The sequence below is a fragment of the Treponema medium genome, from assembly GCF_017161265.1.
In the GTDB taxonomy this organism is placed as follows: Bacteria; Spirochaetota; Spirochaetia; order Treponematales; family Treponemataceae; genus Treponema; species Treponema medium.
Genome location: NZ_CP031393.1, coordinates 1,480,392 through 1,495,082, shown reverse-complemented (window position 1 = coordinate 1,495,082; position 14,691 = coordinate 1,480,392). Strand labels below are relative to the sequence as shown.

The 14,691-nt window shown below is 45.5% G+C and carries 9 protein-coding genes and 2 pseudogenes; 3 read left to right on the top strand and 8 right to left on the bottom strand.

Features of this window, described 5'->3' with window-relative positions:
* Positions 1 to 34 precede the first annotated feature (34 nt).
* The 4 genes and pseudogenes from DWB79_RS06660 to DWB79_RS06645 form a co-directional block, all read right to left on the bottom strand.
* Entirely contained in the window at positions 35 to 1,021 is a 987-nt protein-coding gene (locus DWB79_RS06660; RefSeq protein WP_016523264.1) for a glycosyltransferase family 2 protein, read from the bottom strand.
* An 8-nt stretch (positions 1,022 to 1,029) separates the two neighbouring features.
* Positions 1,030 to 3,543, bottom strand: a complete 2,514-nt coding sequence (locus DWB79_RS06655) for a hypothetical protein (protein ID WP_016523263.1) — start codon at positions 3,541 to 3,543, stop codon at positions 1,030 to 1,032.
* Between the two features lie 269 nt (positions 3,544 to 3,812).
* A pseudogene (locus DWB79_RS06650) lies at positions 3,813 to 3,953 on the bottom strand (glycosyltransferase family 2 protein); the annotation flags it as partial.
* Positions 3,954 to 3,962: 9 nt separating this feature from the next.
* Positions 3,963 to 7,562 (bottom strand): hypothetical protein, encoded by a 3,600-nt coding sequence (locus tag DWB79_RS06645; RefSeq protein WP_016523262.1) that lies wholly within the window; start codon positions 7,560 to 7,562, stop codon positions 3,963 to 3,965.
* Between the two features lie 264 nt (positions 7,563 to 7,826).
* Here DWB79_RS06645 and DWB79_RS12290 point away from each other — a divergent pair.
* Positions 7,827 to 8,060 (top strand): annotated as a pseudogene (locus tag DWB79_RS12290) (hypothetical protein); the annotation flags it as partial.
* Positions 8,061 to 8,438: 378 nt separating this feature from the next.
* Here DWB79_RS12290 and DWB79_RS06635 read toward each other — a convergent pair.
* Complete coding sequence (locus DWB79_RS06635; protein ID WP_016522120.1) at positions 8,439 to 9,605, bottom strand: ISAs1 family transposase; 1,167 nt, start codon at positions 9,603 to 9,605, stop codon at positions 8,439 to 8,441.
* A gap of 81 nt (positions 9,606 to 9,686) precedes the next feature.
* Here DWB79_RS06635 and DWB79_RS06630 point away from each other — a divergent pair, with 81 nt between their 5' ends.
* Positions 9,687 to 9,899, top strand: coding sequence for a hypothetical protein (locus DWB79_RS06630; protein ID WP_016523259.1), 213 nt, complete (start codon positions 9,687 to 9,689; stop codon positions 9,897 to 9,899).
* 160 nt (positions 9,900 to 10,059) lie between these two features.
* Here the strand turns inward: DWB79_RS06630 and DWB79_RS06625 are convergent, their stop codons facing one another.
* The 3 genes from DWB79_RS06625 to ligA all read right to left on the bottom strand — a co-directional run bounded on the left by DWB79_RS06625 (position 10,060) and on the right by ligA (position 13,238).
* A complete protein-coding gene (locus DWB79_RS06625) occupies positions 10,060 to 10,803 on the bottom strand; it encodes a YebC/PmpR family DNA-binding transcriptional regulator (protein ID WP_016523258.1) in 744 nt (247 codons plus the stop codon).
* A 270-nt stretch (positions 10,804 to 11,073) separates the two neighbouring features.
* Positions 11,074 to 11,247 carry a hypothetical protein gene (locus DWB79_RS06620; protein WP_206180982.1) on the bottom strand — a complete coding sequence of 58 codons (174 nt, stop codon included), beginning with the start codon at positions 11,245 to 11,247 and terminating at the stop codon, positions 11,074 to 11,076.
* Between the two features lie 65 nt (positions 11,248 to 11,312).
* Entirely contained in the window at positions 11,313 to 13,238 is a 1,926-nt protein-coding gene (gene ligA, locus DWB79_RS06615) for an NAD-dependent DNA ligase LigA (RefSeq protein WP_040859110.1), read from the bottom strand.
* Between the two features lie 627 nt (positions 13,239 to 13,865).
* Between ligA and DWB79_RS06610 the strand changes: the two genes are divergently transcribed.
* Entirely contained in the window at positions 13,866 to 14,684 is an 819-nt protein-coding gene (locus DWB79_RS06610; RefSeq protein ID WP_040859523.1) for a transporter substrate-binding domain-containing protein, read from the top strand.
* Positions 14,685 to 14,691: the final 7 nt, after the last annotated feature.

The following is a 14,691-nucleotide window of genomic DNA, read 5'->3' as shown; positions in this document are numbered from 1 at the left end:
AAAAAGTTTGACATTTATAATTCACAATTCTTAATCAATAATCCCCCCACCATTCATCCAGCATTGCCCGCGCTTCCGCCTGTAATGAAGGAACTACGCAAACTTCCAGCTGTTTGAGATTATCGGCATAGTGCGCACGGCCTAAATCCTGTACGGCTTCGCGGATATCGCTGCCGATAGAGGGGTGTTCTTTCAAATACAAAAAAATGATAGTAAAAACCGAAGTAACGGAACATACCTTTTGCCATTCGGTAAGATCGGTGATTTGACGGCGGGAAGATATGCCGGTATTGATGCGGTAGTTGTATACGGTATCGGGGATACCGAGATATTTATCGGCATGTAAAGCGATAAAAAAGTAGAGCAGCATATCTTCCGCCATTGTACAGTAGGTAAACGGAATTTCGCTATATGCTTTTTGAACAAGGGCTGTTTGAAAAAGCTTACCCCACACAAAGCTGCTATATGCATTTTTAAGAATACATTTACGGAGAATTTCTTCGCCGGTTAGAATACCTTCGTATACGTTTTGCGCTCTTCGCTTAAAAGTTACTGTGCGCGCTTCCGGTTCTCCTTCCGTATCCGGTACCGCAGCCTTTCCATGTACAATGTCCGCGCCGGAGGCACAGGCAGCATCGTATAAGGTACGGAGAGCACTGGGCGGCAGTTCATCGTCAGGGTCGGCAAAGGCAAGGTATTTCCCCGATGCCGCAGTAACCGCTGTCCGGCGCGCTTCGAGCGTACCGAGGTTTTTACTATGTTCCAAAAATACGAACGGCACCCCCTGCGCTTTAAACCGCTTTGTGTATATTTTAACAATACTCCGCAGTTCTTTTGTGCCGGGGCTGCCGTCGTTTACGATGATAGTTTCAAAAAGCGGTGCATCCGCCTGCTGCAACACACTGTCTAAAAACCGCCCGACAAGCCCCTCTGTCCCGTACACAGGAACGCAGAGACTGACAAGCGGCTTGTGCTGCGCAGGACGCCGGAAGCGAGCTGCACAGCGTGAAATCAAGTTCATCGTAGATACTACCAGTAAAAACCGGTTCCACCTATTACCGTTAAAGTTTTGGAAAAACCGCCGCCTGAAGTTTTCTCACTTTGCAACTCTGCTTGTAAATCATACTCCAAGACTTTGTCGGTATTATTTCTCAAACTACCGTCTAAAGCGGTACTACCGCCTGTATCACATGCGCCGTCTGAAGCGATTACAAGCTTTTTCGGTTTAACCGCGATAAAGCGGTAAAAACCGTAGCCTGTTTTCTCTCCTGCCGTATCTACGGCATTTTTTACTACTGACTTAGCAGGGCTTGCGGGCAATGGGTCTGCCGTCTTACCGATTTTATACAATACGCTGCTGTTCTTAAAAGCCTCTCCTTCATGATGAGAAACTATGTATTTTTGTAATTCGGTTGTCTTTGATGTAATACCATACAGCACACCCTCGATAATCTGCAAGTTTCTAACGGCTTCTTTATAGTGCGTATAATCTGTGGCAGAGGGCTTCGGGTACGGACTTAAGGCAGCAACTCCGGAAACGATGGGCGTTACCCCGTCCTGAGTAGGAGGGCTATCCTTCTTGTACTTTGTTACCTTGAGCGTATAGGACTTGGTATCGTCACCGCCACCGATACCTATTTGCTCTTTTATAGCAACAAATAGTCCATCCTTGTTTGCAGCAAGCGCGGTAACGGCAACATCATTCGCATTAAATGGCACCTCATATCCATAGACATCTGACGCAGTACTAAACGCACTGCCTACATTCCAGCTCTTTTTTTGTATGTATCCATAGGAACCATACGCATACGTATAATACAGACTGTTCTGCCCATCGGAAATATCAACAGCAATTGCAGAAACCTCATGGGATGTTAGAGAAATATCCTCTCCCTGCTTCTCGTACGAACCGTCTTCTTTCAGTGCAAATCGTCTAACCTTGTAATCTGGACCGTATTTCCACAGTATATACAGATTACCGTCCTGGTCATAGCAGAAAATATCGGTAGGAATTACAGCCCATTGGTCAGAAAACCAGATCTCATCGGCAGAACTTACTGGGTGCGATGTGTTCGCGGTATCGGCAACCCAATATTGCATTCCATAATAAGTATAGCCATCCCCCTTCTCCCACAACAGAATCTTTGTATTGGGGGCTTTGTATACGGAACGCTCTTCAATCCATGTTGCATTTGTACTTCTGAAAGAAAGGTTGCCGGTTTTGCGGTTAAACACTGCAATCCGGTTTTTATTGCCCTTGATGCGCCAGTTTTCGTTTACATACTGAATATCCAGTCCATCGTCAGCAATATAGATATTTTCTTTGTCATAGCCGATAAAACCAATCGGATTGGAAAAATACCGTGCATTAAAAGCGATGGCGTTTTCAGTTGAAGCAACCGGATTAAGCCCCGCCTTGATTTTCTCGGTAAGCGCACTGCCGGAATATGTATAATGGACAAGCTGCCCCTGTGCATACATCTTTCTTCCGTTACGCAATTCTTGCTCTTTAAGCAGGCAGTACGCCCCATCCTCGTCAGCAAATAGACCGATACACTTGGTGCTATTATTGCCAAAAGAAGGAGCTGTGCGAAGCTTTTGAAGCGGCTTCGTATCCATTTTTGTCAGATTCAATGCAGGCCCCGACAGGTCAGCCTTACAAGCCATCACCTGAAGGGGTTCGGAGCCTGTCTTTGTTACCGCTAAGTACACTATACCATTATATGCTGCAACAGCATGGATATCAGATACGGTAGGATCAATCCGTGCTATAGAATCAGGAAGTAAAGGAACAAAACTGTTTTCTTTATTAGTGTAATAAATTTTCCATCCAGATGGTGTTCTTGCCACAAGGAACAACGTATCCGTTTTTATATCAACCGCAATATCGGTACAGTCGAGAACTGCCGTTAACAATGCCGCGCCGGGAAATGAAGTATCTTCCTTCCCCTCTACATCAAAGCGTTTAAAATGGCGAACGGAAAATCTATCTTGATAAAAAAGGTATAGTCTGCCGATACTATCCCGTGCGGTAAGCGGTTTTGCGCTGTTATTGATCAGAATTCCGTCGAGCAGTTTTTTACCCATGCTTAAGGACACGATATTACTCCCCGAATGGTGTTTTCCCGTGATAGAGAGCAGCAGATTGGCAACATCTTTCGGCGCTTTGGAAAGCTTTACGGTAACATCATTATTTCCAGCAGTAACGGTGTGTTCCTCTGAACCACGCCACTCGCCTGCCGCCGTTGTAACCTTCACTTCTACGGTAATTTTCTTTCCAACAGCAACTTGAAGCGTGAGTGATGTCCTTTGTTCTTCATCTACCAATTTACTTCCATCTTCTTTGGTAACGGTAATTTTCGTATTATGTTCATCAAAAACAGGCAATCCTTCCCCATCAACGGAACGGGCAGCTCCGCCCCCAATGACAATTTGCACAGTACCGGTCTCGTTTCCGGCGGTCATACCTTGATTACAAGCCGTAAACGCAAGACACAGCGCTGCAAAAAGAATGCTTACAGAGCTTATATGCAGTTTTTTCATATCTTACCTCCTCGTAAATACCATTTAGACCTTATCATAGAATAAAACATGGTATCTTTTTAGGTAATCACACCTTACCTATTTTCTTGAGTGTAGTATACACCGGTTCCGATAAAAACACAAACACTAATCGCGATTATTCGGTGGCAACCGCACCAGACGCATCGTTGAATATCCTTGCTTACTTTGCGATTTTACCTCTTGGTCTGGCGCGGTAATTGTAGACGGATGGGATACGCAGGGGGATTAACCCCTGCGCACGAATAAAGCGCATCCTTTTGCACCAAAACACTGTCTAAAAACCGATCCACCGGCCCCTCCGTCCCATATACCGACACGCAAAGGCTGACAAGCGGTTTTTGCTGCGCCGCACGCTCGAAGCGAGCAGCGCAGCATTGAAGAAAACTCATGTTACGGGGTTATTCCCAGTTAAAGCCGGAACTACTGCGCTGCAATTCTTTGGAGAATTTTCCGGCGGTATCCTTTTCCTCAGGTGAGTTCAAGTTTCCGTCTAAGTCGTATGTTAATACTTTGTCATTGTCAGCTTCAACATGCGATGCAGAATTCCCCTCTTTACCCCAAGCGCCGTCCGAAGCAATCACAAGTTTTTTCGGCTTAACGGCAATAAAGCGATAGAACCCATAGCCGACTCCCGGATTTGCACCCGCCGGAGGTACGGCTCTCTTTTCAGCGAGCTTATCTGCGTTGCCGGAGAAGCCATCCGCCGTCTTCTTACCGACTTTATACAGGGCGCTGCTCATCTTAAATTCATCAATGGTGCAGGCGTCCTCAACAGTGTTGTATTTCCTGATTTTTTCCGCCTTCTCCATAATGGCATATAGCGTACCCTCAACCACTTGTAAGTCGCTAATTGCTTCTTCGTACTCGATATACGGATCATGAGAACTGCTAGCCGGTTTCGGTATCGGGGTATGAGGATTGGTAGACCCCGGCGCGCTTACATACAAAGGATCGTTTTCTACAACAGTAACCGATCCGTTGGCATGCGTTCCTTTCAGAAATTTTTTTACCTTTAACCGGTATTTAGGAATCTGATTGACTCCTACACTCTCTTCGTATATCTGCTTTACACCGACGAATACCCCGTCCTTGTTTGCGGCAAGTGAGGTCAACTCTTCGCGGGTAAAGGAAGTAAAGGGCTCCGGCGCTCTTTCTCCGTCAAAAGAATCTTGCCATTCTATCTTCTTTACAGCCCACTTCAACGGACTATAATCGTTAGTGCCGTAATACAAGATATTGGTGCCGCCGGAAACATCCACTGCAATCGACACAGGCTGTTTCTGCTCGTTCTTTATTTTCATATCTCCCGTGCTATTCAAGCCGGTATCCGTAGGCGTAAAGCGTTTAACCTTATAGTCCAAGCCATCACACACCACGATATACAGATTACCGTTTTGGTCATAGCAGAACACATCGGTAAGCTGTTGGCTGGGAGTGGTACTAAGTGCAGAGGATGAAGAATAGGCCTCCGTTCCGTTGTCACCTACCCAATATTGGCTGCTGCCTTTCTCCCACAGCAGCATCTTCGTTTCGGGATATGTGTACTTATCATAGCTTTTAAACCATGTTGCACCGTCCAAATCCAAAGAAGAAGCGCTCAAAGTGTCGTTTTTACGATCAAAGGCCATAATGCGATCTTGATTGCCGTTGACACGGTGATTTTCGTTCAGCTCTGTGATATCTACACCGTCATCCGCAATGTACAGATTATCCCCGTCATAGCCGAGAAAGCCTGCCGGATAGGAAAAATACTGTGCATCATATCCAATGGAACCGGGGGTTGCAGCAGCAGGGTTAAGGCCGCTGTTATTGCCCGACAGTGCGACCGGCGTTAATTGTGTAGAACCGTCGTACGTGTACCGTACTATTTTGCCCAGCGCATAGAAGGCTGCTCCCCCAATGACATTTTTTTGGGCAAGCATGCCGTAGACACCCTTTCGGTCGGCAAATAAGCCGGTGCATACCATTGGGTTTTTGTCATCATCACGAAGTTTAGACAGCTCCGTTTCGGTTTTATCCGTAGTAAATGCAAAAATTCCTGCCGTTTGCATTTTATATGCGTACAGCTTTTTAACATTGTCCGAGCCAACCTTCACATCCATTGCAAAAAAGAGCGTACCGTCAAACGCGGCAACGGCATCGATAGTTACCGCCCCCCGAACATCGGGCATAGTAACTGTCGCGGGGCCGCTGAAAGAAGCATAGCCGGTATCAGCCTTTGCCATATATGCGGTAATCACCGTATCCGTGAGGCCTGCTGCCATAGTGCGTTTGAGCAAAAAGACATCTGCCGTTTTAAAATCTACGGCAAGATCGGTTATATCGGTATCGGGCAAAGTAAATCCCGTCTTTGCAGTTCCGAAGTTATTATCTTTTGTACCGTCCGCGCTAAAGCGTTCAAGATGAAGCTGTGCAGTCGGCGTACTGTCGCAATACAACACATAAACATTCCCCGCGCTGTCCCGCGCGGTCATCAGCTTGTCCTGCTGCCTTGTGTTGATATCCTGAACAAGCTCTTTTACGCTGCCGTCCAAAGTTTTCAGCTTGAGGGTAACATGGCCGTCCTCATCGCGGCTCCACAATAAATGCGGTATCTTCGTTGGAGGATATTCACGGTATTCCGCAAACCATGTTACGTCGGAGGCGGAATCTTCAAAGGTCAAGACCTTGGTATCACGATTGACCTTTGCAATACGGTTTTTGTTGCCGGCAATACAAAAGTCTATATAGGGATTTTCGCTTATTTCAGCACCGTCATCCGCAATGTAGAGGTAATCCTCATCATAGCCGATAAAGCCTACGGGATTAACAAAAGCCTTCTCCTCAAAGGTAAGGGACGGATCGTTTCCTCCTGCTTTGGAATGGAGCCCTTTCACGGTTTTATTTGCAAGCCCCCCTTCACTATATGTATAATGAACAAGCGCTCCTACCATATACCACTGAGGACTTCTCAATGAACTTCCATACAGCAGACAGTAGACGCCGCTTTTATCGGCAAAAAGACCGGTACATGCAGTCCACCCGCCTAGAGAGCTGGGGCGGAGATTTTCCAACGTTTCTATGGCTCTTTCAACCAGTGTCAAGGATGTACCGGATAACGTTACATCGCAGGCAATCAGTTTATTTGCACTTGTTGCTAAGAACAGCACGCCGTTATATGCAGCTGCTGCGCTAACAGGGAGAGCAGTAGCTGCCACGGGCAACGTACTAATGTCAAACGGACCTGAACAGGTAAAGACATTGGGGCTGCTTTCTGTTAGCGCGTATACATTAGGAGAAAAAGTATCAAATACAAAAATGGTATTGGTTTTAGCATCAACCGTCATAGTGCGGATGCGGACAGAGGATGGCAGTACACTCGTAATAGCGGTCTCAAAGTCGGCATCCTCATTCCCTTCGGCATCAAAGCGGGTAAAATGTCTTGAACTACCCTTGTCATAGAGCACATATATTCTGCCTTTACCGTCACGTGCTATGACCGGATACCCCTGATGATTGCCGCGGATTTTAACATCATCAATAAGCTCTTTCCCGTTTGCCAGCTTGAGCGTAATTTCAACATCTTGAGGCTTGTTCCGTTTAACCTTGGAAAGAACATTCCCTACACTCTTCGGTGTTTTAGACAGCTTTACGACAACATCATTGTTTCCGGCCGTAACGGTATGTTCTTTTGAACCGCGCCATACGCCTGCTGCCGTTGTAACAACGACCTTTACGGTAATTTTGGTATCGATATTAAGCGTCAACTCAACAGGCGTTTTGCCGTTTCCTTTTGCCAATTCAGTTCCATCTTTATCGGTAACGGTAATTTTTGTATTTGTTTCGTCAAAAACCGGCAGGCCTTCCCCATCAACGGAACGGACAGCCCCCTCCCCTCCGATAACAATTCTTACAGTACCGGTCTCTCCACCGGTAGTCATACCTTGGTTACATGCGGTAAATGCAAAACACAGCGCTGCAAAAAGAATGCTTATAAAGTTCACATACTGCTTTTTCATATCCTACCTCCTCATACCTACACATAAGTCTTTATCATAGAATTCAACTTGCTATCTTTTTAGGTAATCACACTTTACCCTTTTTCGCAAGTTTATTATATACCGTCTTTTAAAAAAATACAAATAGAAATGCTGTTATTGCATTCTTTGCCGTCTTCTTTGTGCAATTCTCTTTTTCACTGTTGTTCATAAGAAATAAAAAAAGAAGGATTTTTTTCAAGCCAAAAATCTCCAAAAGTCGCATAAGGACTGTAGGAGATGTGAATGACTAGAAAACCCTTTGAAGAACTAACTATTTCCGATGACTTTATGTTTTGTAAAGTCATGGAACACGAATCGCTGTGCCGGTCGTTTCTTGAAATGCTCTTTAGTGCACAGATCGATAAAATTACGTATCTTTCATCTCAAAATACGGTTACGACTAATTTGGGCGCAAAAACCGTCCGCCTTGATGTATTGGTAAAAGATGAAAACGGTACGTCCTACGACATTGAAATGTTTTTTCCGATAGACATCCGTGCCTATCGGAAAAACGAGTTTTGCCTTGTGTCAAAACATCGCTGCTGCATGGAACCAGCGGCATCCGTGCCACTGCTGAAACAGACTTGTCTAAAAAAGCCCTCCGTTAGCCTTTTGTAAATAGGCGGAGTAGATGCTAGGAGCGTACAAAAAACACCCGCAGGCGTACTTGCTGTACGTCGAGGACTGTTTTTTGTTAAGCGACAACGCAGATATCCGCATATTTTCAAAAGATACAAAAAAGATTATATTGAGAACGCAAAGGCATTTACAAGAACAGATAATCAAGAGTTACAAGGTTTTTTACAGTATGTGAAAACAGGCAAAGCAACAACCGATTACACGAGGACACGGAAATCAATTTTTGTCTAAAAGCGGTAATAAGTCGTGAGGATTCATAAGCGCGCGGAACATAATACCGTTCAAAGCCAGTTTTGATTGAGTTTCCCGCTTGTATATGCGCACGATATTAAGCGCTACTTTATGGAGCATATTCAGATTCTGCTGTATATTCTTACTCTGAATCCTGCATTTATCTTCGTCAAAATGAACATCAAGCAACCAGTGCATCGATTCTACCGACCATTCAGTTCTCGCATGATGTAAAAGCTCCTCGGCACTCAACACTTTACTTGAAATATAATAGTGCCATTGCTCCGTTACCCCTTTGTCTGTCTCAAATCGTGTATGCACCACTCCAATGCATTTAACAGCCGGCCATACCCTGCCTCCCGGCTGCCATTCAACATCATCAGTAGTATACGCACTTCTCGTTTCTATCCGTCCGTGTCCTTTTTCCGTTTGGGTAACGCTATCCATCGTTGAACGTAGTTTTTCATCTTGGACATACGCTGCTATATCGTTCATCAACTCTTTCTGATTACCTTTCGCACTTAATAAATAGTCGGCTTTTGCATCGATAATTGCCTGTGCAGTCTGTATTTGACAGTTTAAAGCATCGGCAACTACCATGCATCCTTCTATCTCAAGTGTCTTTATCAGCTCTTGTACCGCCGGTATCTCGTTACTCTTTGATTGCACTGTTTCCTGCGCAAGAGTGAGCCCTAGTTCGCCTATCTGCGCGCTGACAATGTGTAACGGACTGTCATACTTCTTCATTTTCCCTGTCGAGCGGATTTCTTTCCCGTCTATTGCAATCGTCAAGCTTTTTTTCTTCTTCTTATTTTGCTCTTCTTCTTCCGCTTCAAGCTTTTCCGCAAGATGCGGTACCAATGAGCTTACCCAGTTTTTCATACACCGATTAAGTGATTCAGGGCTTACCATTGCCAAAAGACTTAACAGCCACCAGTAACACGGTATTCTTTTTATACCGAATTCTTTTTCAAGAAACACTTTTACATGCTCACTCGTTGCCCACGCATGTATTTTCTTTACGCTTTTCAGATCGCAGAGGCTTCCCAAAATAACGATGATAACCGCATCTTTTATGCTGCAAAAATATCCGTCGTACTCCCGCTCGCTTTGAAGCACTTCAAGTGCATCTTCTAATTCTTCCCACCTCATGCTCTCACTTTAGCATTTTTTCTTCTGTTTTAATACCTTCACTCAAAAATTGATTTCCGTGACACGAGGAGGATAGAGCAGATGATACAGACGGTAAAAAGAAATGAATTAGCACGGAAAGAATACCACATATTACCGGCAGCCCTGATGGATGCGATGGATGAAGGCCTTGAACGCGGCTCCCGTCAAAAAGCGCTTGAAACGGCACGACTGATGAAGCAAGCCAATTGCGAAATACCGTTTATCGAAAAAATGACAGGATTGAGCAAAGAAGAAGTGGAAGCGATTAACTAATTAAATATTCTTCATTAAGAATTTTTAATTAGCGAGACCACGGGAAGTGCCGCGTTGATTCTATGGCCGCAATAAAACAAAAACGCCATAACAACCGCTGAAAACAACGATAGTATGGCGTTTATATAGTATAAGATATTAAAAATTACAAAATATACCGTTATTCCTCAGGTTCAAAATCATCGGGAATATCGAGGTTTGTGTATACGTTCTGGACATCGTCATCTTCTTCGAGACGTTCAACCATTTTTAACACTTTACGGATTGTTTCTGCTTCCAAACTCATATACGTTGCGGGAACCATAGAAATTTCTGCAGAAACGGATTCAAAGCCTTTTTCCTGTAAGGCTTCAAGCACGGAAGCAAAGTCGTTGGGATCAGTTGTTACGGTGATAATACCGCCTTCGGTCTGAATATCTTCCGCACCGGCTTCCAAAGCTTCTTCCATCAATTTCTCTTCGCTGACAGCTTCAGCATCATACTCTATAACGCCTTTGCGGTTAAACATATACGCTACCGAACCGGTTGCACCGAGATTACCGCCGTTTTTGGAAAAAAGGTTTCGCACATTGGCTGCCGCCCGATTTTTATTGTCGGTCAGCACTTCTACCAATACCGCAACTCCGCCCGGCGCATAGCCTTCATATAACAACTCTTCGTAGCTTGCACCACCTAATTCACCGGTGCCTTTCTTAATAGCTCGTTCAATATTATCTTTCGGCATGTTAGCCGCGCGTGCTTTTAATATTGCAGTTCTTAACCGGGGGTTACCGTTCGGATCCCCGCCGCCCATACGTGCAGCTATAGAAATTTCTTTAATAAACTTTGTAAACATCTGACCGCGCTTTGCGTCAGCTGCCCCTTTTGCGTGTTTAATTGTAGCCCATTTACTATGTCCAGACATTATATACTCCTTCCGTCTTAAAAGGTTAAAAAACAAGATATGCGCAAAAGGTATATCATATAAACACAGCTCTGTCAATTATACGTCTTTTGAAAATATGCGGGGCATCTACTGCGTCGCATCATTAAAAGTGTACATCCGTGTACACTTTTAATGGCGAATTTCGGCTTTGCCGAAATATCGCTTCTGGTTGAACCAGTGGCATCCGTGCCACTTCTGAAAATACTCAACGTACAAAAAGTACGTCTCCGCTTTATTCGTGCGGAGGGTTTAATACCCGCCGTCCTCGGCAACGCTCTGCGTCGTAACAAAGGGTATTAAAGCCGACTGCAACCACCTTATGAGAACAACAACCCCGACGCTTGCGTCGGGGTTGTTGATTTTTGCTCGCGCCTTGTATCCGGTATCACTATTTTCAAAGGCTAACGGAAAAGTTAATTTCAAAAGCGCTGGAAGGGCAGAACGGAAACAGATGTACATTTGCTGACGAGATATCTACGATGCCATACTTAGAACAGTTTCAAAAATTCCTCTTCGGTGATAATCTCAGTGCCGAGTTCCTGCGCTTTCTTGTTTTTTGACGAACCGGAATCGGGGGTATTGGTTACCAAATAGGTAAGCCCCTTTGTTACCGATGATTTTACTGTTCCGCCCTTTGCTTGCACCATCGCTTCCGCTTCTTTTCGTTTAAGCGTATTCAGTTCTCCGGTAAAGCAGAAGCTTTTTCCTGCGAGCGGAAGCTTTCCTTGAGCGGCGGCTGGCGCTTGAATAACGATAGTCCCTGAACCGGTAAGGTGCAACATTTCTTCCTTTGCATCGCGGAGACCGAGCGTAAGCGTATGAGCAAGAATGCTGCCGAATTGATACACAGCGGCAAAATCTTCCTCCGTGGCAGCGAGTAGTTTTTCGAGAGTATCAAAGCCAGCCTCAACCAGTTTTTCAACCATGGTGCGGCCGATGCCTTCGATATCAAAACCGGCAATAAAGGTCGGCAGGGAGATTTCGCGCTTGGCGTGCAGTGCGCGGTACACTTTTTCCGCCGACTTTTTCCCCATGCGTTCGAGGGCTGCGAGTTCTTCAACGGTCAGCGTATAAAGGTCGGAAATAGAGCGGAGACGCTGCGCGTCAAAGAGCTGTTTGAGGAGCACCGTCCCGAAGTCTTGAATATCGAGGGTGTTGATCCATTTTTCTATCCGGTGATGAATAAGCTTGGGACACGCAGGATTGGGACAGTACAGGCGCGTACCTTCATCAAGGAGCGCAGCGCCGCAGCTCGTACACCGGCAAGGCTGTTCGATGGACACGCTTGATGCAGGGTTTTCGATAAGCGCTTCTATCTTGGGGATAATCTCCCCCCGTTTGGTTACCAACACACGGCTGCCGATCTTTAAGTTCAGTTCCGCAATCATGTTCGGGTTGCAGAGGTTTGCCCGCTTAACGGTTGTGCCCGCCAGCTGTACCGGATCGATGAGTGCAATGGGGGTGTAGGTAACACCGGACTCGCTCCACTCGACGCTGCGCAGTACGGTAACCGCTTCTTCAAGACTGAACTTAAAAGCAATTTGTTTTTCCGGTCGCGCCCTGCTGAGGTCTGCGGTATCAATATGATCGTTTTTAACGACAAGACCGTCGATGTCGTAGGGAATAGTGCTGCGGATATCCATAACATGGGCGCGGTAGTCGATAACTTCCCGGACGCCGACGCACCGCGTAACCGGTACCTGTAAAAAGCCCTGCGCTTCAAGCCAGTTGAGTTTTTCCGTTTCCGTGGTGAAAGGCGCCGTTTCGGTAAAAGGCTTTCCGACTGTTCCCGCGGCGGCATCGTAGCAAATAATTTCGAGGTGCTCGCTGCCGCTGCCGTCCTTTCGCTTCATCAACCCGTTTGCCGCATTCCGGCAATTCTTTTTATCGGGATAAAAACGGCGCAGCACCTCTTTGGTCATCAACACTTCGCCGCGGATACCGCCGGAAAAGGGAGCTGTGCCGGTGGGGGCGGAATCACCTTTCAGTTCAAGTACGACTCCCTGCATCTTTTTAACATTCGCGGTAATATCGTCACCGATTTTGCCGTCGCCCCGTGTTACTGCCCGAACGAGCCGTCCCTTTTCGTATTGCAGCTCCATACTGGCGCCGTCCAGTTTGTATTGTACCAGAAAATCGGAGAACGGCATCTTTTCCGCCCATTTTTGAAAACTTTCGGGATCCGCCGCCTTGTCTTGGCTCCCCATCGGGATAATGTGTTCCGCTTTCGGGAAGCCGTCGGCGCTGTCCTTAGGTACCGTTGCAAATAATGTATTCCGAGGGTCGAGGCTGCGCAGCTCATCCCACAATAAATCAAAATCCGCATCAGAAATTTCCGGTTCCGCGTTATAGTATAAGTCCTGATGCTTTTTTATCAGCGCTTCAAGCTCTTGTATCCGTGCATTCTTTTCCATAAATCGAAAGCATACTACATTTCGCACATTTTTTCCAACAGAGAGGCAACAAGGTAAACGCATCAGATCGATTTTTAACATCCCCGCGGAAAAATTGATACTATTCGACCAGAACGGCCAAGGATGGCAGTAGTTCCATAAAGCAGCGATGTTTTGTGCGCGCACAAAACTCGCCTTCAACTGTTGTACACGGATGTACAACAGTTGAAGATGGTTCAAATGGTCTCACAGTCTCAATTTTTCCGCGATTTATATCTGCTCTGTCTGATGCGTTTACTCCTTGGCTGGAAAAATGTGCGAAATTTTGAGTAAAATTTCGCACAGAAGGAAGGCAACCGCTAAAAATATTTTTGATGCGGTTGCCCTGAATAATTTATCTTTACAGGACACATAAAAAATGGTACTGTTTGTATACCTATTCGGTGGTTGCAGTCGGCTTTAATACCCTTTGTTACGGCGCAGAGCGTTCGTCAAAACTATACGTCCGTGTATAGTTTTGACTGCAAGTTGTGGCTCTGCCACAACATTGCTGCTGTTCGGAACCACCGCCGTCCGTGGCGGTAGAGGTACGGCGGGTATTAAACCATCCGCACGAATAAAATGTTGTTGAAGGTCGTAAAAACTGATATGAAAAAACGGATAGCTGTATATGCGGCGCTATGTATACTATTTATTTTATTTTCTTCATGCCGCCGCAATACTAAAATTGAATATATTGAAGATCCATCTTGGTCAGAAGTTCAGGTAAAAGCCGCATTAGTCATCGGCATTTCAGATTTCGTTCCCATCCTCTCTTTTAGAAATGAAAAGAATGAAATAGTAGGATACGATATCGATATATTTACGGAATTATGCCGCCGCCTCGGTATTCATCCGGTCTTCTATCCGATAGATTGGACACAAAAAGAAATGCTTTTGAATACAGGAGTGATCGATTGCATTGCAAGCGGTTTTAGCCTTACGGAAGAACGTAAGCAACACTATCGAATGTGTACACCATATCTTCAAAATGCTAAAATTGTTGTAACGCTTGCAAGCAAAGGATATCAGACATTGGCACAGTTGCGGGATAGAAGGATAGCGGTTGAGGCAGGCACCGGCGGCGATGAAGCATTATTGGATATAGAGGTATTGAAAGACCATGTGAGTATTCGGCAACTGAACTCCATTGATCGCCTATATGAAGCTCTCAATGCAGGAACTTGCGATGCCATCGTATTAGACCTTATTTACTCATGCAACACGCTTGATAAAAACCCGCACTACAATATTATAAACGAAGCGATTGCAACCGAATATTACACGTTTGCCTTTCGGCAAGCGGATGGCTCACTTGCTGCTAAAATCGAATCCGTTTTGGTTGAAATGGATGCCGACGGCACTATTCCTGATTTTTCCAGAAAATGGTTCGGTTCCAATTTATCCATACTTAATGTCGGACTGTAATAAGGCT